Origin of the sequence: Nonomuraea sp. NPDC049607 (genome assembly GCF_040675375.1) — a bacterium.
Taxonomy (GTDB): Bacteria; Actinomycetota; Actinomycetes; order Streptosporangiales; family Streptosporangiaceae; genus Nonomuraea.
This window is the reverse complement of record NZ_JBFAOV010000005.1, coordinates 279,071-298,250: the sequence shown is the minus strand read 5'-3', so window position 1 is coordinate 298,250 and position 19,180 is coordinate 279,071. Positions and strand designations below refer to the sequence as shown.

The following is a 19,180-nucleotide window of genomic DNA, read 5'->3' as shown; positions in this document are numbered from 1 at the left end:
ATTACGCCTAGGGTCACCTGCCCGAACAGCACGCCGCCATCGACCACCTCATCGCCCGGCTCCGCCGCGGGGCCAGGGTGCTGGAACATCGGCTGCGGCACGGGCGGCCCGGTGTGCGCCTTCTTCCCGCTGCTGCAGATGCCGCGCCGCGACCTGGACGACGCGCTCACCCGGATCGCGGGCTGGCTGGCTGGAGGTCGAACCGCACGCCGAGCGGGTGGAGTCGCTGCGAGCCATCGCGGGCGGCGAGATCGAGGTACGCCCCGGGCGGGCCGAGGCCTCAGGGCAGGGCCGGGTGTATCAAGCCGCCGGCGATCAGAGCATCAGTGAGGTCATCGATCAGCGGCGCTCCTACGGCGGCGGTGAGGGCGCCGCTGAGGCGGACCCGCCGTGACGTGTATGGGCTTGACCTGCACGGACGGGGCTTGGGGCTCGCCATCGGACCCTGTCGGGTTTCGCAAGACCGATCCAACCCGGTCACAAGATCGCGCTTCTAGCTTCGTCTGCTGAAGGCACCCCTGAAGGAGACGAGCAGCGTGCAGTCAAGGACGAAGATCGCGGGCATCCTCATGGCGGCTCTGGCGATGACCTCCGCCGCCACCCCCGTCCGTGCGGCGACCACCCGGAACACCCCGCAGAGCACTTTGACGGCATCCGCCGACCAGATCAGGAAAGTGGTGGACGGCGGCGGGTACGCGGGCATCGAACTCGGCCAGGACCGGGTGATCCTGTGGTGGAAGGGCAAGGTCCCCGGCCCGGTCCGGGCCGCGATCCGCCGGGCCGAGAAGATCGCCCCGGTGGAGGTACGCCCGGCCGCGTACTCGGAGAGCGAACTGAGTGCGGCCTCCGACCGGCTCTGGGCCGCCTCGGGCGCCGAGAAGGGCGGCCGCGTCCACGCCGTGCAGATGCCCTTCGACGGCAGCGGTCTCACCGCGGCCGTCCAGGAGAAGGACACGGACCTCGTCCGGCAGGCGCTGCCGGACGTCGGGGTCCCGGTCCAGGTGGTCGCGCAGGAGCCGCTGCAGCTCACGTCCCGCTGTGACGACGACATCCCCTGGTACGGCGGCGTGGCGATCGCCAACGACACCTTCGGCGGCGCCGCCGGCTGCGGCGGGAGCCCCGTCCTGGGCTACAACTGCACCGGCGGCTTCCCCGTGTACATCGGCCCGACCCGCTACCTGCTGACGGCCGGGCACTGCGGCGCTCCCGGCGACGTGTTCACCGACGGCACGGGCCAGGTCATCGGCGTCGCCGAGCGGGAGAACGTCGCCCACGACCTTCTGCTCATCCGCATCACCGGGCTCGTCGGCACGGGCAAGGGCAACGGCAGGATGTGGGACGGCACCCCCGGTGTCAACGACTACACCAAGCCGGTCGTCGGCTGGGGATTCACCTACAAGAACCAGTCGCTGTGCATGTCCGGCGCGACCTCCGGAGCCTCGTGCGGCCGAACCGTGGACTACAAGTACAGCGAGGTCTGCGGCAAGGACATCTACGGCAACCAGGAGTGCTACAGCAACCTGGTCTCGGCCAAGCAGCGGGTCGACAGCTCCCGACACGGCGACAGCGGAGGGCCGGTCTTCGAGCTGACCGGCGGCGACGCCCAGGTCCGCGCGATGGGCACGGTCACGGGCAGCATCACCAAGGACTGGATCATCACCAAGGACCAGTGGTTGTTGTTCCAGGAGTTCGCCACCGCCGTCCGGGACTTCCCCGGACTCGAACCGGCACTCGACCTCGGTCCCGACCCCGTGTAGTTCACGGCCTCCCGGATGGTCCCCGTACCTCGGCCGGACCGGGGCCGACCCTCGGCCGGCTGCGCGCGTATCCTGCTCTCGTGGCACTGCGGTTTGAGACACGCGCGTCCGACTCACCGTGGGTCGACGCCGTGTGGAGCTGTACGAGCGAGCACGTCGCGGAGATGACGTCCGTCGCGGCGGTGTGCTGGGGCCTGGTCTTCTGGGAGCGCGAGGGCAGGGCGTACGCGGGCATCTCCGGTCCCGAGACCAGAAGCGGCACCGCGCAGGTGCCGGAGGGCGCGACCTTCGTCGGCATCGAGTTCGCCGTGGGCACGTCGCTGCGCGCCGTCCCCCCGCCGACTCTGGTCGACGGGGGCGTCGAGCTCCCCGACACCATGCGCAGGACCTTCGTGCTGGACGGCGTCCGCTGGGAGTCTCCCGCCCCCGACGACGCCGAGGCCCTGGTCGACCGTCTGGTCCGCGTCGGAGCCCTGGTCCGTGACCCGCTCGTCACCGACGTTCGCCGAGGCCGCCGTCCAGCGGTCTCGGGGCGCACCCTCGAACGCCGGTTCCGGGCGGCGACCGGGTTGACCCAGGGCGCCGTCCGGCAGATCGAACGGGCCCGCAAGGCCTCGGTGCTCCTGGCCACCGGCGTCTCGGTCGCCGACGTCGTCTCGGGGCTCGGGTATTTCGACGAGCCACACCTGGCCCGCGCGCTGCGCCGCTACGTCGGGCGTACGGCGCGGCAACTCCGGGAGGGCACCGGCGGCGCCATCGCCCTGGACCTGGGTCAGCTGACGACGTCGTAGATCAGTTTCACGATGCCGTTGGGGTAGGCGGCGGACGCGCGGAGGCTCAGCACCTGCTTGTCCTTGTCCGCCTCGCTGAACAGGCTCTTCCCGGCGCCGAGCAGCACGGGGAAGACGAGAAGGTTGTACCGGTCGATCAGGCCCGCCTCCGACAGCCGCCGGGCGAGTTCCGCGCTGCCATGGATGAAGATCGCGCCACCTTCGCTCTTCTTGAGCTCGACGACGTCGTCGGCCGAGCGCAGGATCGTCGTCGGCCCCCACCCCTCGACGAGGTCGTCGTCGGACAGCGTGGTCGAGACCACGTACTTGGGCAGGTCCTTGTAGGCGGCGTGGTCCTCCGAGTCGCGCCAGATCGGCGCGAACGCCTCGTAGCTCCGGCGGCCGAACATCAGCGCCGTCGTGTCCTCCAGCTCCTCGCCCTTCAGCGAGAAGGCCTCGGGCAGGAACTCGATGTCCTTGGCCACCCAGCCGCCGCTGCGGTGCCCCTCGCCCGGCCCGCCGCCCGGGGAGTCCACAACGCCGTCAAGCGACATGAATCCGGTATAGATCAGATCACGCATGTGCTGTTCTCCTCATGGTCCGGCGACGAGGTCGCCAGATGGATCGTCAAGCGGGCCGCAGCGTCAGGCCGACGCGGTGGCGGAACGCCTGCGCCCATACTACGAACCGGTCATCGCGACCGTCTTGGACGAAAACGACGCCATCCCTTCGGTGCGGGCCCGCCGTCGCCCGCCCGGCTGCTCACGGGCGTGTCGCTTCGCCTGTCACGAGACCCGCGCTCTGGAGAATCAGTCCGACGGTCTGGGCCAGTGTGCTGCTCTCGCCGATGATCGTCTCTGCGGTGCCGGGCAGGACGTCCCGTTCGAGGTACCACTGCCGCATGTCGTCGGAGCAGAACTGGGTGCGCTGAGGCCGCGTCTGGTGCCTGTGGAGCGTCTCCTCCAAGGAGACGTCCAGGTAGTAGCCGTGGCTCGTGCCTCGATGGTCGTGGAACAGCGCCTGCAGCATCTCTCCGTAGCGGCTCCGGGCGAGGATGCCTTCCAGGATGACGTGGTAGCCGGCGTTCAGGGCGTGGCGGCACATGACGTCGAGCAGCCCGATGTTCACGCCGTCCGGCTTGTCGCGTTCGCGGAGGATCTCCCGGCGTACGACGTCCTGGCCGATGAGGGCCATGCCGCGTTGGGCGTACGTCTCCCGCACGGTGCGGGCCACGGTGGACTTGCCGGATCCGGAGTTGCCCCGGATGACGATCAGGACCGTGTCCGGTGAGCCGATGTGCACGGTCCGACGGTACAGGGGGCCGTCCTCAGCGGGTGATCACGCCGGGGTGTGCGGCCTCGAAGTCGGCGAGCCCCTTGGCGGTGAGTCTGAGATGAAGGCCGCCGGCGACGTCCACGGTCAGGGGTTTGTCCCTGCCGTGGAACACCAGGGAGACGTCCAGCTCAAGATAGGTGTTGTCGTGCTGCTCCTCCAGGAAGTTGCGCTCGACGATGTTGGCGTTCCGCGACGCGGCCTCGTCCGCCGTCTTCAGGTTGCCGCCGACGCCGCCGAAGCCGAGGCCCCCGTCCTGCGAGCCGGCGGACCCGCCCGCTCGGGCCGCCACGCCCCGGCCCTGCTCCTGGCCGTGCCCGACCGTGCTCATGGTCTGGGCGTAGACACGCTGCTTGACCAGCGCGGTGGTGATCTCGCGCGCTCCGGTGACGTCGATGCCGACCCTGCCGATCCCCGGGATCACGTACTCGTGCGCGAGCAACTGCTCCAGATGGGCGCGCATGGTCCGTTCCTTGGTGGCCTCGGCGAGTGACATGCCGGCCGGGCGGGAGAGCTCGAATCCGTCGGGCCGGTCGGCCAGGGACGGGACCTCGCCCCGGAGTCTCGGCGGCACCGCGCTCATCGGCGCCCATTGCTCGACGAGCGTGGCGGCCGGGAACGCGACCTGGCTGACGTCCCCCTTGGGGACGCCGTCGCCCAGGGTGGCGGACATGGGGTTGGGGCCCGCCGGGTCCGCCCAGCGCGGATCCGCGGCGACGACCGGCGTGCGTCCCGCGACCGGCGTGCCCTGCGGCACCTCCGTGGTGAGGTGTCCCGGCACCAGGACGCCGACCTCGCCGTCCGCGACCGCCCGGGACGTCGAGGTGACCCCGGCGTGCCGGTCGAACATTCTCCCGGCGCCGTCGTGCCCGGTCACCTCGCCCACCTTGAGCAGCACGTTACGGGCCACGTTCTGCACGGGCTCCAGGAGCGGGCGGACCGGGACGTGTTCGAGCGTGATCTCGAACCTGACCGGGTGCTTGAACTCCTGCGGGGCCTCGCGCGTCTGGTAGCGGTTGATCTCCTTCGCGATCGTGCCCCGCCCGTCGACGGTGTGGGAGTCGCGGTTGTTCGCGAACCCCGCCTCGGCGCCCCTGAGCTCGCCGTCCGAGGACTCCATGTAACGCGCGATCGCCTCCTCGCCGCGGTCCGTTCCCGCCTCGCGCACGCTCAGGTCGCCGCTCAGGCGCTCGTTGCGCAGCATGAGGCCGGCGTCAGGACGCTCACCGACGTGGACGCCGTCGTCCACCTCGGCCGTGACCCGGATGCCCACGCGTTCGGTGACCCGGCGGTTCTCGTCCGTGACGAACAACCAGGAGGACACGCCGTTCCCGCGGAGTTCGCCCAGCTTCGTGCCGAGTGCGCCCTGGCTGTAGTTACCGCGCAGGTGTTCGGCCACCGGATGGTTCGTGAGCTCCTGGCCGTCAGGGAGGAGGCCGTCGCGGCGGAGCAGCCCGAGGATCTCCGGCAGCACGGCCTGCGCGTCGAGGTACAGGACGAAGGCGGTGTTCAACGCCGCCTCGGGCGCCGCGTAGGCGCGCGTCGTGTGCCCTGCCTGACCAGTGGGGTCCACGGCCTCCGGGCCGTCGAGCCCGTGACGGCGTGCCACCTCGTCGGGAAGCACGAGGTCCATGATCTCTTCCACCCGGACGTATGTGGTCGGGCCCTGTTCGACCGTTCCGCCGCTGGTCCTGGTGGGGGTGACCTCCAGGACCAGGTCCGCGCGGTACCAGTGGGAGGTGCTGCCGTCGGAGTAGGTGACCCGGGACACGTCGCTGCTGCCCAGGTAGGAGCTCTCCACGGCACTGCGTTTCGCGGCGCCGTGCACCCCGGCTCGCGCCACGACCTTGCGCTCGGTCCCGCCGGCTTCCCCGGTTCCGTGCGAGGACCCGGTGGCCTCGCCGTCGCTGAGCGTGACGCGCAGGCCGGTCCTGGCGTGCCCGCCGACCGTACGCCTGCCGCGTTCGGCGTCCAGCGCCCTGGAGTTGCTGCTGGAGTAGCTCTCGTGCTCCACCCCGGTCTCCGACTTGACGTGCCTCACCCCGGCCACATGGGCCTTCACGTGCACGTCGTGCCGCGACCCCGAACGGTCCGACACGGTGTAGTGCAGGCCGTCGGGATGAGACGTGATCATGGTTTCCAGGTTGATCACGTCGGTGGCGGTCTCGAACACCGGCGGCACGTCCAGCCGCTCCGCGGGCGCCGGCAGTTCCGCCCATCGGTGGTAGACCTCGGCCAGCGTCGAGGGAAGGTCGGGCATGGCCCCCATCCGGACGATGGCCGACAACTCGTCGGCCCCGGGCCGCCACAGGTCGGCGGGCCGCTCGGACGACGACTCGACCCGTCCGAGATGCGCGACGTCCTGCGCGAGCACCGGCCTCTGCGGCAGGTGGACGTTCGGCACGAGGACCTCCGCCCTGCTGCCGTGCACCTCCCACGAGGTGTTCAGCGTCTCCGTGCCGTCCCGCGAGATCCTCATCCTGACGTCGAAGGAGAGATCCCGCGTGATGGTGAAGCCGCCGCTGGTCTCCGTACGGTCGTACCTCGTGTGGCCCGAGGAGAAGCCGGTGCTGCCGGACTTGGTGCCGCTCCCGGTGAGGGACAGGTTCACCGGGTCGATCTTGAGCCGTTCGTTCACGTCGAGGCGCGCGACACCACGCACCTCCGCACGGCCCGTGCGGGAGCTCTCCCGCTGGCTGGTGTCGGTGCGCGAGGTGATCCGGCGCTCGTTGACGGTCAGGTCGGACGCGCCGACCTCGTGCCGCCGGCCCAGCGTGCCCTCGGCCAGGATCTCGACGGTGTAGCCGCCGATCGACCCGTCGTACCTGATGCCGTGGAGGGCGTGCGTCAGGTCGGCCTCCAGCGCCGCGGCGCCGAAGCGGCTCTCGACGTCCCGCATGATCTGCCGTGCGATCTCCGGCGGGAGGTCGGGCAGCGCCCGGGCGACGGCCTGGTGGATCTCCGCGCTGAGCAGCGTCTCCCCATGGACCCGGACGCCGCTGCCGAGCCCCGTCCCCCGACCGGCCGCGAGGGTCTCCGGCTCCAGGACGTGCGGGTCGTAGCCGCGGTTCGGGTGCTCGCCCCTGGCCGGGTACTCGCCGACCGGTTCGTCCAGTGAGAACCCCGCCCGCACGTCGTCCATCTCCCGGTGGAGGTCGGCGAGCTTGCGCTGGATGTCGTTGAACTCTCCCAGCGGGCGCAGATCGTGCCCGAAGACGTCCTGCTCCATCCGGGACGCGTCGCGGGTCGGGACGATCAGCTCGGCGGGCACCTCCACCTCGAAGGTGCCGAGCTTGTCGGTCTCGACCTGCAGCCGCATGCGGGCGTCGTACATGGTGACGTCGCCGAGCCTGGTCAGGACGGTGTGGTTGCCGTGCGCCCTGTTGGTGGACGTGACATGGTCCGTCCCGTAGCCGACCCCGCCGACGGCCCTCGCGACGACCTCCGCGCGGTCACCCAGCGGCAACCCGATCTTGCCGCCCGCGTGGACGCCGACGCTCGCGCCCTGCCGGTACGACGTGCCCTCGCTCTCGCGCCGCCCCAGGTCGTCCCGGAACATCGTCTCGACCGGCGAGCGCCCGCTCCCGTCGATCGGCTCGACCCGCGTGATCTCGCCGGTGATCCGGACGGAGTCCTCCGCCGACCGCAGCAGGGACGTCTTGTATCGGATCGCCTCGGACGAGACCCCGCTCGACAACATCGACTGGCTGCGGTTCTTCATCCCCTGCTCGCTGAGCAGGCTGGAGGTGAGATGGTCGGTGATCCTGACCACCTCGCCCGCGGGCAGCCCCGCCGCCAGCCCCCGGCGCTGCACCTCCAGCACGAGAGGCGTGACGTCCAGGCCGGTGATGGCGATCCCGTGGTCACGGAACCTGTGCCCAGCTCCTTCCGGCACCTCGTGGCGGGGGAGCGGCGCGGGGTGGTCGGCGCTCAGCAGCGGCCCTTCCCGGGTGAACTGCTTGGGGAAGGGGATGGTCAGCGAGAGGTCGGGGACCGCCGCGGTCTGGGTGACCTTCTCGCCGTCACGGTAGATGTCGAGGGAGATGTCCGTGGCGAAGTAGTCATGGGCGGGGGAGATGGCCTTGTGCCCGCTGATGACCTCGACGCCGTTCGTGTGGGTCGTCCGTGCCGTGCTGCTGACGCCCGACCGGGGCAGGGCGTTCGCCTCGGCCTCGTCCGGCGACTGGTAGAGCCCCTTCATCAGCCCCGCGGTGCGATCCAGTGAGGTGCCCCGCGAGGACTTGCCCTCCACGCCGTCCCCGCCGAAGGCGACCGGCTTCTCCGGGGCCAGACCCGGCTGCTCCACGTGCGTGAACTCGCTCGGCCTGAGCTTGAGGTAGATCACCTTGTCCCCGACGCCGAGCGCCACGCCTCTTTGCAGGTGGTTGGTCCACACGTCGCGGTCGCCGCTGGAGAGCGCCTCCGTCAGCCAGAGGCGGATCACGGCCCGTTCCCGCGGGACGATGCCCGTGATGCCGGCGGTCATGGCCTGCGCCGCCGCCCTCGGGTCCACCGGCACCCTGACGTCGTGCACGGCGGTCTCGCCCAGGGCGCCGATCTCGACGACGCGAGGCGGATGGATCTCGGGCTTCGGAACCCCCGCGTCGGCGGACGCGAGCTGGGACGTCAGACCCTGGAGCACGTCGGACGCCAGGTCGGGGCGGTGCCAGGCGGGCGATGCGATGGTCTGCTGGTTGTGGTTCACCGCCTCCTGGACCGCGTCCGCGCCGGTCCTGGGCCCGGGGTGTCCGTCCGGGCCGGAAGGCAGGGGCGAGGCCAGGTGCTGGCCGTCCGCGCCGAGCGCGCTGGACGTGATGCCCTTGGCCAGCAGGTCCCAGCTGAAGTTGCCCTGGACCATCATGGTGCCGGCCGTCGTGATCCCGCCGGCCAGGGCGAACTGCCCGGCCTGGCCGTACAACGAGGAGTGGGCCGCCGCCAGCAGCTTCTCGGCCGTGGACATCTCGGCCCTGGTCAGACCGGCCCGCAGCGTGGGGGTGGCCAGGCTGCTCAGCCCGCCCGAGGCCAGTCCCATGAGCCCGCCCATGGCGGCGCCGCTCACCGCCGAGATCGCGAGCTGACGGAGATCGATGTCGTCCCTGCGGCCCTGCAGCAGCTGCGTGCCCTGGATGCCCAGGTCCATCCCGGTCACGATCCCGGCGAAGAGCAGCATGTTGCGCCGGCACTGCCTGGCGATCTGCCCGACCGTCAGCCGGGCGAGCTGCAGCCGCGGCGGAATGAGCGCCAGACTCGCCCCGCCGGTGGCCAGGGCCGCGGCCAGCAGATATCCCAGTTGCACGATCAGCAGCCAGACGGTGACCTCGATCATGTACTTGGCGTACTGGATCTGCACGCCCACGCCGTTGAGCGCCACCGCGGCGTCCACGAGCCGCTTGACCGCGAGGGCGACCTGACCGCCCGCCACCTTGCCGACGTGGGCGGCGAAGGCCAGATGGGCTTCCCCGTCCCAGTCCTTGCCGATCCTGCGCGCGCTGCCCGGCAGGTCGGCGCCCGTGCCCTCGACGAGCCGGTGCGCGGCGATCACGCAGGCGTCGGCCAGCCGGAAGCAGCCGGTCTCGTCCCCCTCCGGCCAGTCCATGCCGACCACCCAGCCGATGTACGGCTTGGCGAACTCGGGCACGAGGAACCCGTCGAACCCCATGGACGATCAGTCTCGGGTGACGGGGGGAGGGTGCTCCGCCGCCTTGTAGTTGCGGGCGCTCGCGTTCAGGCCCAAGGCGACGTCTTCGAGTTCGTCGATGAACGTCGTCAGGGCGTCGAAGATGCCGCGCTCCATCTCGGGCAGCTTCTTGGCCAGCTCCGCGCCGTACTCGTCGTCGCCGAGCGTGTTCCTGTCCCGGTTGAAGGCGGCGCGGAGGTCGGCGCGCACCTGCTCCACGTTCCCCGCGAACAGCTCGTACGTCCTGGCTTCCCGGTACAGCGCCTCCCGCCGTACGTTGAAGCCGCTCACGGGGCCGGCTCCACGGGGCCGGGGAAGAACGCGTCGAGCGTGGCCCGCTCCCCGAAGACCTCCTCGTACGGCATGTCGTCCGGCATGAGGGGGTTCAGCAGCTGCCGGCTCTGCTCGGAGACCGCGGCGGTGGCCGCGTCGGCCTGCTGCATGATGGCGTCGGCCAGTTGGGTGGGGGACAGGCTGCGATATGCCCGGGGGCTCAGCTCGACGCCGCGCAACTGACCGTGGCGGCCGACGGTCACGCTCACCATTCCGTCCGCCGACCGTGCCGTGTGCTCCAGGGCGGAGAGCTCTCCGAATGCTTCGCGTACGCGGGCCACCTGCTGGTTGATCTCGTCCGCGAGCGCGCTGACCTCCGCCTCGAACGCATCCGCCACAAAAACACCTTTCGCCCGTCTAATATCGGAAGGCATCATACGTCACCATTTTTTACAGGATTACGGGTAACCGTATCGTTTACCTTCTGTTAACAGAAGTGTCACGAGGCGGCTGAGTTCCCGCCGGGGAGTCCCGTAACGCGGCCCGGGCGTCGCTCGATCGAGCGGATGTGACGAGAACGTGTCCGGCGTCACGGCGGGTGTCGCCACCGCGCTGCTGCGCAACGTCACCGAGGCGGCGCTCACCGCCACCGTCATGGCCGCCGCCGCCGTCCTGGCCGGCATCGTCTCCGTCTTCGTGCCGAAGGACGTCACCCTCGCCCACCGGCGACGAGCCGCCGTCGCCGGACTGACCGTGGTCAGCGTCCTTCTCGTCGTGATGTGGGTGATCATCGCCTGGTCGTACATCGGCAACGCGAGCAGTTCCAGCCAGAACGCGGTGGGCTGGGCGGCCTTCCTGGGCGGGATCGCCGCGGCCACGGTTCTCCTGGCCGTCGTCGTGGCCCGCCACCTTCACTGGCCGGCGGGCCCCGTGCTGACCGTGGGGGCCCTGTACGTGTTCGGCGCGGCGGTGCTGGGCCTCCTCGTCCTGGCCGCCACCGTTCTGCGGACGACCGCGAGGCCGATCATCACCACGACCACCAAGACGGTCGACGACACGACCGTCTCCCTCTCCGCGACCGTCACCGCCGCCGGCCTGTCCACCTGGGACCGCTACGAGATCACCGTCGAACTGCTGGACAAGGAGACGGACCCGACGTTCGTGGGCACCAGATTCCGCACCCACGCCGGACCGGACGGCCTCGGAGACCTGCGGTACACCTTCTCCATCGAGCTCCCGAGGCACGGAAGCGGGAAGTGGGTCGGCATAAGCGCCCGGCTCGGACCGGAGAACCCCTCGAACATCCCCGTCGCGAACAAGTGCGGGCACGCCGGACTTCCCAAGCAGGGCATCACCTGCACACTCGTGCGGCTCCCGTGATGGCCGGTGCGCTCCGGCCAGGTGCGGTCGCCGGGCGTCAAGCTCTGCGATCTCGCCCCGGGAGGTAGGGGCTGAAATGGTCGGCGACGACCTCCGCGATCGCGGCGGCGTCGCGGGAACCGTCGACCTCGACCACGCGGATGCCGAGCCGGCGGGCGGTGCGGACGGCGTCCTCCGCGACGAGGGTGTCCCGGGCCACGCGGTTGGCCTGTGCTCGGGCCGGATCGCTGACCTCGTGCCCGAATGCGGAGGCCCGGGGGAGGTGGTGGAGCTGGTGTCGGCGGAACTCCGGCGTGGGCACCATGACGACCATCCGGCGCGGTGAGTCGATGATGGGGGCGACGAGTTCGGGGCGGAGCCCCCAGCCCTCGGCCATGATCGGAAGGCCCGAGACGAGCGCGCGCAGGTCGTCCAGGGCCCACTCGAACCGGACGGGGAAGCCGGTCAGGGTCTCGGCGGCCATCTCTTCCGGGGTGGAACGGACCCACACCTGGTCCGGATCGGGATCGGCGGCGGGCTCGCCGAGGCTGACCCGGCGGGCGATCCGGCGATCGTTGTGCCCCCGTGCGTCGTGGTAGTCGTAGTGATAGACGGTGATGCCGTACTGAACGGCCAGGAGCCGGGCCACGGTCGACTTTCCGGCCCACTGGCCACCGCCGATCCACAAGGCGCGGCGCAACGTGCCGAAAGGGTCCCGGAGGTCGTCGTTCGCAGGGAGGTCACGGGTGGTCATCTGATGTCCCTTCGGATCGACGTGCGGCGGCCGACCACGGTGGCGCGGCTCGCTCAGCGGGGTGCGTGGGTCTGTTCCCAGCGCTGCAGCAGGCCGGGCAGCTCGCTCAGCAGGAACTGGTAGAAGTCGCGCATCCGGGCCAGCCGGGTGTGGGCCGGGTCGCCGGAGGCGGTGGTGGCGATGCCGGTCTCGGCGGCCCGCAGCAGGACGTGCACCATGGTGTTCTGGGTGGAGAACAAGGTGGGCCAGGCGTCGTCGCGCAGCCGGTAGTGCTCGCGGCGGCTGCCGGGCGCGGGCAGGCGTTCGATGAGCCCGGTCGTCAGCAGGGCCTTGACCGCGCCGGACACCGACCCCGCGCTGACGTCGAGCCGGTCGGCGATGTCGCCCATGGTGACCGTCTCGGCGTCGGTGAACAGGAAGAACGCCAGGACGCGCGCCGACATGCGTTGCAGGCCGCCCTCGGTCAGCACCAGGGCCAGCCGCTCGGCGGCCTGCCATCGTTCCTGGTCGCTCACCGCGTCACCTCCTGACAGGGATCATAACTGAATGACCCAAACTTCAGGAATTTCTGAAATTTCGGTATATTGTGCTGTTGTTCGGCCCTTCAGACAGGCCGTTGGTGTGCCGGGAAGCCTGGTCGGCGAGCGCAACAGTCCTTTCGAGCAAGGAGCGCCGATGAAGGTCCTCGTCCTCACCCACGGCACCCGTGGCGACGTGCAGCCGTACGCCGCCCTGGCCCTCGCCCTGAAGCGGGCCGGGCACGAGGCCGTGCTGGCGGCCCCCGCCGCCATGGCCGGCCTGGCCCGTCCGCACGGCATCGCCTTCGCGCCGCTGCACGACGGCCCGAACACGCTCATCGACGACCCCGGCATCCGTCAGGCGGTCGAGACCAACTACCGCGGCCTGCGCGGCAAGAAGGTCGCCCTGCAGGTGATGCGCCGCAGCAAGCCCCTCATGGCCGAGGTCTTCACCGACCTGGCGGACGTGGTGCTGGACGGGCCCGGCAAGGGCGCCGACCTGGTGGTGCACGCGCCCGGCATGCCGGGCGCCCATGTCGCCGAACGGCTCGGCGTGCCCGCGGTGCCCGCCGCGCTCCAGCCCGTGTGGGTGCCCACCGCCGCCTTCCGCAACCCGATGTTGCCGCTGCCGCTGCCCAGGGCGCTGAACCGGGCCTCCTACCTGTCGATCAAGCTGATGCTGCGCTCCTTCGCCGGCATCGCCGACGACCTGCGCTCGCGCCTGGACCTGCCCCGGCGGCGCGGCCGGCACGACATCCTGCGCCGTCCGGACGGAGGCCCGGCGACGGTCCTGCACGCCTTCAGCCGCCACCTGCTGCCCCACGACACACCGGGCGGCCTGGACTATCCGGCATGGGTGCACACCACCGGCTTCTGGTACCTGCCCGCCCCGCCCGACTGGACGCCCTCGCCCGAGCTGGCCGCCTTCCTGGCCGACGGGCCGCCGCCGGTGTACGTCGGGTTCGGCAGCATGGCCGGCACCGATCCGTCGCGGCTCGGCCGGGTCGTCGCCGAGGCCGTCCGGCGGGCGGGGGTGCGTGCCGTGCTGGCCACCGGCTGGGGCGGCATCCAGGCCACCGGCCTGCCTGACGGCGTGCACCTGCTCGACCAGGCGCCGCACGACTGGCTGCTGCCGCGCATGGCCGCGATCGTGCATCACGGCGGCAGCGGCACCACCGCCGCGGCCCTGCTGGCCGGACGGCCGCAGGTGATCTGCCCGTTCGTCGCCGACCAGCCGTTCTGGGCGGCCCGCGCGCACGCCGTCGGCGTGGCCGGGCCGCCCCAGCCGCAGCGGCGGCTGACCCCGGACGGCCTGGCCGCCGCCCTCCGCCTGGCCGCCACCGACGCCCGGATGGCGGACACCGCCGCCGAACTCGGCCGGCGCGTCCGGGCCGAGGAAGGGAACGGCCGCGCGGTCGAGATCCTGGAGTCCCTGTGAACGGGTGGGTCAGGTCTCCAGCCAGGCCGGGTCCGCGACCAGCTCCTGCAACTCGTTGACGAGGCGGGCCGAGTGGAACCCGTCCGCGACGGCGTGGTGGGCCTGCACGGCGAGGGGGAGCAGGACGCGGCCGTCCCGCTCGGTGTAGCGGCCGAGTGTGAAGATCGGCGCGAGATGGTCCCAGTTGTCGCCGATGTTGAGGTTGAACCCGGTGAAGGACGCCCACGGCAGGCTCGACACGTCGAACGTGTTGGCCGGGGGCGCCCCCTGCGGGAAGAAGTCGGCGGCCCGGCTGTGCTCGGCGAGCAAGGGCGCGGCGACGTCGTGGAAGGCGCCGAAGTCGGGATCGTAGGGCGCCCACACGCACGAGAACGTCTCGCGTTCGGCGTTGAAGACCGTGAACGCCGGGTGCGCGACGGGCCACACGGCCGGCTCGCCCGACGTGGTGAGGCACATCCTGAACTCGTCGTGCCGGTTGACGACGGTGGCGAGCGCCCAGATCTGCGCGATGTAGGACTTGCGCCGCGACTGACGCAGCGCCGCGGCGAACGCGGTGACGTCGACCTCCACCGTGATCGAGTACGTGCACGGGACGCGGCGGTAGTGCTCGAAGTGTTGCCGGCGGGGCCATGCGTCGAGGTCGACGGGGGTGGGAACGTCCATCCGATCATCATGCCAGCCGCCCGCGCCACCACAGCACCGCTCGCTCAGCGGCCGCCCCCGAGACGGCCGGGCGAGTCCTAGTCGCCGTGGAGCCCGTCGGGGTCGCAGTAGTCGATGTCGTTCGTCGGCCTGAAGTCGGCCACGATGATCTCGCGCTTGAACGGCCCGCCGCGCTCCATCTCCTCGGCGGACGCCTCGTAGGTGAATTGCTGCATGGGGCGCAGCCGTCTGCCGCCGATGACCACCGGCCTGCGCACCGAGTAGATGGCGGGGAACGGGCAGCAGTAGTAGCTCCCGAGCGGCTCGCCCGCGGCGTCGACGGCGTAGGCGATGGCGCCGTCCCGGAAGGCGGCGTTGATCTGCGCCTGGATGCGCAGGGTGGCGGCCGGGTCGGGGTCGTACTCCCACATCTCCTTGACGGCCTGCCTGGCCTTGGGGTCGGCCTGCCAGAAATCCCGCCGTTGCGGGTCGGTCAGGCACCAGGCGTCGAAGTCGCGGGCGTCGACGTCGAGGGACTCGTACGTCGCGGCGGGCCGGGTGGCGGTGCTGCGGTAGCCGGCGATGTGCCGGGGCATGGCGATGAGCTGGCCCACGTGGTAGTAGAGCTCCAGGGAGCGCTGGAGCCGCTGCTCGATCGCCTCGTGCAGGCTCGGCCGGGGGTCGGCCTTGAGCAGCCCCTCGGCGTAGTCGGCGGCGGTGGCGGCCTCGGCCACGAGCTGGCGCAGCCGTTGCAGGTCGGCCTGGTGGTCGTGGGCGTCCGGGACGGTCTGCTCGAACACGCCGAAGGCCACCTCGGCGTGCCGGCGGATCGCCCGGGCGGCGGCCAGCATGCCGTGCAGGTGGGGCAGCGGGCAGGGGTCCGCCTCGGCCCATTCGGGCAGGTCGGCGGGCAGCGGGAGCTCTGTCTCGACCAGGTAGCGGCTGTTGCCCGCCGCCTGCCGGGCGCGCGACACCCAGCCTTCCACCTGGCCGAAGCAGGCGGCCACCTGCCGGCTGGTGACCGGCGGCACGTAGCCCGCGGTGCGCGGGTCGGCGGTGTAGTCGGCGTCGAGCAGCTGTTCACCGATGGTCTGCAGCACGAACGCGTTCCAGGTGCACAGCAGCTGGCCGGAGGCGGCCTGCGAGCCGTGCCAGAGGTTGACGCCGTCCTGGACGAGGCGTAAGCGCAGCTCCTCGGCGTGCTCCAGCTCGGTGTAGACCAGGCCGCCCGCACGCCGGTACGCCTCCAGCTCGTCCGTGCTCACCTCGCCCCTGTAGGCCGCGATCACCCGCGTCATCAACGTCGGCCGCGCCGGGTCGTTCGCCATCATGTACGTCCCCGTTCTCTTCCCCGTGAATGGTGATGATCCGTACCTTAGGCCGCCATAGGCGGATTCGTGGGGCGGACGGCCCGGGAACGTCACGGACAGCGGGCGATTGCTCCGCGCGGCGGGCAGGCGACGCCCTACGATCGGACGATGACCGTCCCCGAGCTGATCCGCATCGTGACGCGCTCCTCTCCCATGGCGCTCGCCCAGGTCGAACGCGTACGGCGCGAACTCGCCGACAGGCACCCCGGCATCCGCACCGAGGTCGTGCCGGTCACCACGTCCGGAGACCGGTGGCAGGGCTCGCTGTCGGCGCTGGGCGGCAAGGGCGCGTTCACCAAGGAGGTCGACGAGGCCCTCCTGGCGGGCCGGGCCGACCTGGCGGTGCACTGCGTCAAGGACGTGCCCGCCGACCGTCCGCTCCCGGCCGGGACCGTGTTCGCGGCCTTCCTCAAGCGTGACGACGTGCGCGACGCGCTCGTGCACCCCGGCGGCCTCACGCTGGACGCGCTGCCCGACGGCACCCGGATCGGCACGTCGTCGGTGCGGCGCGTCGCCCAGCTCGCCGCGTCGCATCCGCAGCTGCGCTGTGTGCCGATGCGCGGCAACGCCAACCGGCGGCTGGAGAAGCTGGACGCGGGCGAGGCCGACGCGCTGCTGCTGGCGGTGGCCGGGCTGGAGCGCATCGGCCTGCCGGACCGGATCACCGAGGTGCTGTCGCCGGAGACGATGTGCCCGCCGGTCGGAGCCGGCGTGCTCGCCCTGCAGTGCCGCGAGGACGACCCGGCGACCGCCGACGCGGTCGCCGGGCTGGGGCACCCCGACACGTGGCGGGAGGTCACGGCCGAGCGCATGCTGCTGCACGTGCTCCAGGGCCACTGCAACTCGCCCATCGCCGGTCACGCCCGTGCCGAGCGCGACGGCCGGCTGTCGTTGCGCGCCCGGGTCTTCTCCCCGGACGGCAAGCAGGTGCTGGACGCCCACGAGTGGGCCGGCCCGCTGGACCCGGCGACCCTCGGCACCTCCGTCGCGGTCGCGCTGCTCCGCCAGGGCGCCCGGGAACTGATCGACGCCATCCCGCACTAGCCGCGCGGCTGCCCGCCTAGACGGGTGACACGGTCTCGCTCGCCTCGCCTTGCTCGGCGTGAGGTTCGTCGCCGCGCAGCAGCCATTCCAGCGTGGCCGGGGTGGCGGCGAAGTGTCCGGCGTGTCCGCCGTCGGGCTGAACGGTGAGCGTGGCGGTGGGGAGGTGGGCGGCGAGCCAGCGGGCGTGCGCGACCGGCACCACGCCGTCCAGCTCGCCGTGCCAGAGCCGGACCGGAACGGTGACGGAGGCGAGGTCCACGCCCCACGGGCGGCCGAAGAGGGCGATGACGTCGTCGGCCCAGCCGCCGACGCCGGGGCGGACCGCCTCGGCGTACGCGGCCGAGAGCATGGCGCCGATCTCGGGACGGGCCAGGACGGCGGCCTCGGCCGGGGGCAACCGCGGCGGTTCGGACGAGTCCGTCTCCAGGTGGGCGATCATGGCGTCCCGGTCCCGCAGGGCGACGGCGGCGCTGCGCTGGTTGCCCTCCATCATCCCGGCCGTCCAGTCCAGCCCTTCGGCGTCGCGCGGGGCGAGCGCCGCCAGCGAGGCGACCCGGACGATCCGGTCGGGGTGGCGGGCGGCCGACGCCAGCGCGTGCGGCCCGCCGCCGGAGACCCCGTAGACGGCGAAGCGGTCGAGGCCGAGCGCGTCGGCCACGGCGACGACGTCGTCCGCGCCGTCCACCACCCGCCGTCCGGGCAGGGGCGTCGAGCCGCCGAACCCGGGACGGTCGAAGGTGATCAGCCGGATGCCGAGCCCGGTGAACAAGGAGTCGTCGGGATGGCGGGCCAGGCGTCCCATGGGGGTGCCGTGCAGATAGAAGACGGGTGTCCCGTCGGGCATGCCGTACTGCTCAACGGCGAGGGTGCGGCCGTCTCGGGTGATCACTGTTTGCACTCCGCCACGCTAGCCATCGGCGACACCCGTGCATCAGTGGTTTCATTCCGGGCGAAAAAGGACGTACCGCCCCCGGAAGCGTCTCGGGGATCAGCGTGCGGTCGGCAGGGGCGCGTCCGGGGTGAAGTGCTGGGCGTCCACGTGTGCGACGGCATAGTCGATGGCGCCGGTGACCACGCACTCGTCGCCCAGCGTCGAGGCGCGCAGGTCGGGCAGCCGGATGCAGGCACGTTCCAGGCGGGCGCGCAGCGGCGGCAGCAGCACGTCGGCCGACCGGGAGAACCCGCCGCCCAGCACGACGACCTGCGGGTCGAGCAGCAGCACCATCGCGCTGGTGCCGACGGCCAGGTCGTCGACGTACCGCTCGACCGCGGCCAGCGCCACCGGGTCGCCCGCGCGGGCGGCGGCCAGGGTGTAGCCGGCGGCGTCCGCGGGCGGGGTGCCCTCGGGGATGATCGCGCAGCTCTGGAGGTGTCGCGACGCGTCGAACAACCGCGCCTGCGGCAGCATGGCGATCTCGCCGGCCGCCGTGCCGAACCCGCGGTGCACCTTGCCGTCGATGATGACCGCGGCGCCCATCCGGCGGCCGACGTGCAGGAACACCACGTCGTCGACGTCGCGGGCGGCGCCGCGCACGGCCTCGGCCCGGGCGGCCAGGCGGCTGTCGTTCTCGACGAGCACGTCGCAGGGGAACAGCCTTCGCAGGTGCCCGGCCAGGTCGAACCCGGTCCAGGCGGGGATGGCGGCGCAGTAGAGGATGCGTCCCTCGGGGGTGATCACGCCGATCGTGCCCGCGGCGAGGACCCAGACGTCCTCGATGGTCTTGCCGCCCAGCGCCAGGCAGCTCGCGACCGTCCGCTCGATCGCGGCCAGCCGCTCGTCCAGGGGGGTGTCCGGCTCCACGGGCTGGCGGGTCTCGGAGAGGATCACGCCGTTCAGGTCCGCCAGGGCGGCCCGGATGTTGTGACCCCCTATGTCGAGCCCCACCAGGTAGCCGCTGCCGGCGCGGAACCGGTAGCGGCGGGCCGGCCGGCCGACCGTGCCCTGGGCGGGCGGGGTCTCCTCCACCCAGCCGAGCGTCATCAGCTCGTCCACGACCTCCTTCGTGGAGGGGCGCGACAACCCGGTCCGCTCGGCCAGGGCCGACAGGGTCAACGGGCCGGCGGCGCGCAGTGCCGCGATCGCGGTCAGGACGTTGAGCTGTCTGAGTCGTGACAGGTCGCCGCCGCGAAGTGTGGGGGCCAAGAGCCGTCCTAACGCAGGTCTCCTCGATAAGGGCGGAACTCATTATGCCAGCCCGGGGTCCGAAGCTGAGCAAGAAGGGCTGATACGAGCACGAATGAGCATT

Annotated in this window: 16 protein-coding genes; 5 read left to right on the top strand and 11 right to left on the bottom strand. The window is 71.7% G+C overall.

Annotated elements, in window-relative coordinates:
• Window positions 1–536 precede the first annotated feature (536 nt).
• Window positions 537–1,757: a hypothetical protein gene (locus AB0J97_RS13330; protein WP_364087896.1), complete on the top strand. Its 1,221-nt coding sequence runs from the start codon at window positions 537–539 to the stop codon at window positions 1,755–1,757.
• Window positions 1,758–1,837: 80 nt separating this feature from the next.
• Complete coding sequence (locus AB0J97_RS13325; RefSeq protein WP_364087894.1) at window positions 1,838–2,548, top strand: helix-turn-helix domain-containing protein; 711 nt, start codon at window positions 1,838–1,840, stop codon at window positions 2,546–2,548.
• On the opposite strand, the gene AB0J97_RS13320 is transcribed toward AB0J97_RS13325, so the two are convergent.
• From AB0J97_RS13320 to AB0J97_RS13300, 5 genes are all read right to left on the bottom strand, one after another.
• Window positions 2,530–3,108 carry a dihydrofolate reductase family protein gene (locus AB0J97_RS13320; RefSeq protein ID WP_364087892.1) on the bottom strand — a complete coding sequence of 193 codons (579 nt, stop codon included), beginning with the start codon at window positions 3,106–3,108 and terminating at the stop codon, window positions 2,530–2,532. The two genes, AB0J97_RS13325 and AB0J97_RS13320, sit on opposite strands and share 19 nt — an antisense overlap.
• A 181-nt stretch (window positions 3,109–3,289) precedes the next feature.
• Window positions 3,290–3,829, bottom strand: a complete 540-nt coding sequence (locus AB0J97_RS13315) for an AAA family ATPase (RefSeq protein ID WP_364087890.1) — start codon at window positions 3,827–3,829, stop codon at window positions 3,290–3,292.
• 25 nt (window positions 3,830–3,854) lie between these two features.
• Window positions 3,855–9,518 carry a hypothetical protein gene (locus AB0J97_RS13310; RefSeq protein ID WP_364087888.1) on the bottom strand — a complete coding sequence of 1,888 codons (5,664 nt, stop codon included), beginning with the start codon at window positions 9,516–9,518 and terminating at the stop codon, window positions 3,855–3,857.
• Between the two features lie 6 nt (window positions 9,519–9,524).
• Window positions 9,525–9,827 carry a hypothetical protein gene (locus tag AB0J97_RS13305; RefSeq protein WP_357696802.1) on the bottom strand — a complete coding sequence of 101 codons (303 nt, stop codon included), beginning with the start codon at window positions 9,825–9,827 and terminating at the stop codon, window positions 9,525–9,527.
• Entirely contained in the window at window positions 9,824–10,207 is a 384-nt protein-coding gene (locus tag AB0J97_RS13300; RefSeq protein ID WP_364087886.1) for a YbaB/EbfC family nucleoid-associated protein, read from the bottom strand. The genes AB0J97_RS13305 and AB0J97_RS13300 overlap by 4 nt, the downstream gene beginning before the upstream one ends.
• Before the next feature lie 181 nt (window positions 10,208–10,388).
• Between AB0J97_RS13300 and AB0J97_RS13295 the strand changes: the two genes are divergently transcribed.
• The gene (locus AB0J97_RS13295; RefSeq protein WP_364087884.1) at window positions 10,389–11,189 is read left to right on the top strand and encodes a hypothetical protein; all 801 of its coding nucleotides are present in this window, start codon (window positions 10,389–10,391) and stop codon (window positions 11,187–11,189) included.
• A 37-nt stretch (window positions 11,190–11,226) separates the two neighbouring features.
• Here AB0J97_RS13295 and AB0J97_RS13290 read toward each other — a convergent pair whose 3' ends face one another.
• The gene (locus tag AB0J97_RS13290; RefSeq protein WP_364087882.1) at window positions 11,227–11,922 is read right to left on the bottom strand and encodes a hypothetical protein; all 696 of its coding nucleotides are present in this window, start codon (window positions 11,920–11,922) and stop codon (window positions 11,227–11,229) included.
• 53 nt (window positions 11,923–11,975) lie between these two features.
• Window positions 11,976–12,437, bottom strand: a complete 462-nt coding sequence (locus tag AB0J97_RS13285; RefSeq protein WP_364087880.1) for a helix-turn-helix domain-containing protein — start codon at window positions 12,435–12,437, stop codon at window positions 11,976–11,978.
• 160 nt (window positions 12,438–12,597) lie between these two features.
• On the opposite strand from AB0J97_RS13285, the gene AB0J97_RS13280 reads away from it, so the two are divergent.
• Complete coding sequence (locus tag AB0J97_RS13280) at window positions 12,598–13,878, top strand: glycosyltransferase (protein WP_364087878.1); 1,281 nt, start codon at window positions 12,598–12,600, stop codon at window positions 13,876–13,878.
• 9 nt (window positions 13,879–13,887) lie between these two features.
• Here the strand turns inward: AB0J97_RS13280 and catA are convergent, their stop codons facing one another.
• Window positions 13,888–14,541 (bottom strand): type A chloramphenicol O-acetyltransferase, encoded by a 654-nt coding sequence (catA, locus tag AB0J97_RS13275; RefSeq protein WP_364087876.1) that lies wholly within the window; start codon window positions 14,539–14,541, stop codon window positions 13,888–13,890.
• Window positions 14,542–14,618: 77 nt separating this feature from the next.
• Window positions 14,619–15,851, bottom strand: coding sequence for a hypothetical protein (locus AB0J97_RS13270; protein WP_364087874.1), 1,233 nt, complete (start codon window positions 15,849–15,851; stop codon window positions 14,619–14,621).
• 147 nt (window positions 15,852–15,998) lie between these two features.
• Between AB0J97_RS13270 and hemC the strand changes: the two genes are divergently transcribed.
• A complete protein-coding gene (gene hemC / locus AB0J97_RS13265; protein WP_364087872.1) occupies window positions 15,999–16,934 on the top strand; it encodes a hydroxymethylbilane synthase in 936 nt (311 codons plus the stop codon).
• 16 nt (window positions 16,935–16,950) lie between these two features.
• Here the strand turns inward: hemC and AB0J97_RS13260 are convergent, their stop codons facing one another.
• Together AB0J97_RS13260 and AB0J97_RS13255 are read right to left on the bottom strand one after the other, a co-directional pair.
• A complete protein-coding gene (locus AB0J97_RS13260) occupies window positions 16,951–17,823 on the bottom strand; it encodes an alpha/beta hydrolase (protein ID WP_364087870.1) in 873 nt (290 codons plus the stop codon).
• 99 nt (window positions 17,824–17,922) lie between these two features.
• Window positions 17,923–19,077, bottom strand: coding sequence for an ROK family transcriptional regulator (locus AB0J97_RS13255; protein ID WP_364087868.1), 1,155 nt, complete (start codon window positions 19,075–19,077; stop codon window positions 17,923–17,925).
• Window positions 19,078–19,180 lie beyond the last annotated feature (103 nt).

Excerpts from the sequence above, each read along its gene's own strand:
- hemC (WP_364087872.1), top strand. The coding sequence starts at position 15,999 with ATGACCGTCCCCGAGCTGATCCGCATCGTGACGCGCTCCTCTCCCATG.
- catA (WP_364087876.1), bottom strand. The coding sequence starts at position 14,541 with ATGGACGTTCCCACCCCCGTCGACCTCGACGCATGGCCCCGCCGGCAA.
- AB0J97_RS13270 (WP_364087874.1), bottom strand. The coding sequence starts at position 15,851 with ATGATGGCGAACGACCCGGCGCGGCCGACGTTGATGACGCGGGTGATC.
- AB0J97_RS13280 (WP_364087878.1), top strand. The coding sequence starts at position 12,598 with ATGAAGGTCCTCGTCCTCACCCACGGCACCCGTGGCGACGTGCAGCCG.
- AB0J97_RS13290 (WP_364087882.1), bottom strand. The coding sequence starts at position 11,922 with ATGACCACCCGTGACCTCCCTGCGAACGACGACCTCCGGGACCCTTTC.
- AB0J97_RS13320 (WP_364087892.1), bottom strand. The coding sequence starts at position 3,108 with ATGCGTGATCTGATCTATACCGGATTCATGTCGCTTGACGGCGTTGTG.
- AB0J97_RS13310 (WP_364087888.1), bottom strand. The coding sequence starts at position 9,518 with ATGGGGTTCGACGGGTTCCTCGTGCCCGAGTTCGCCAAGCCGTACATC.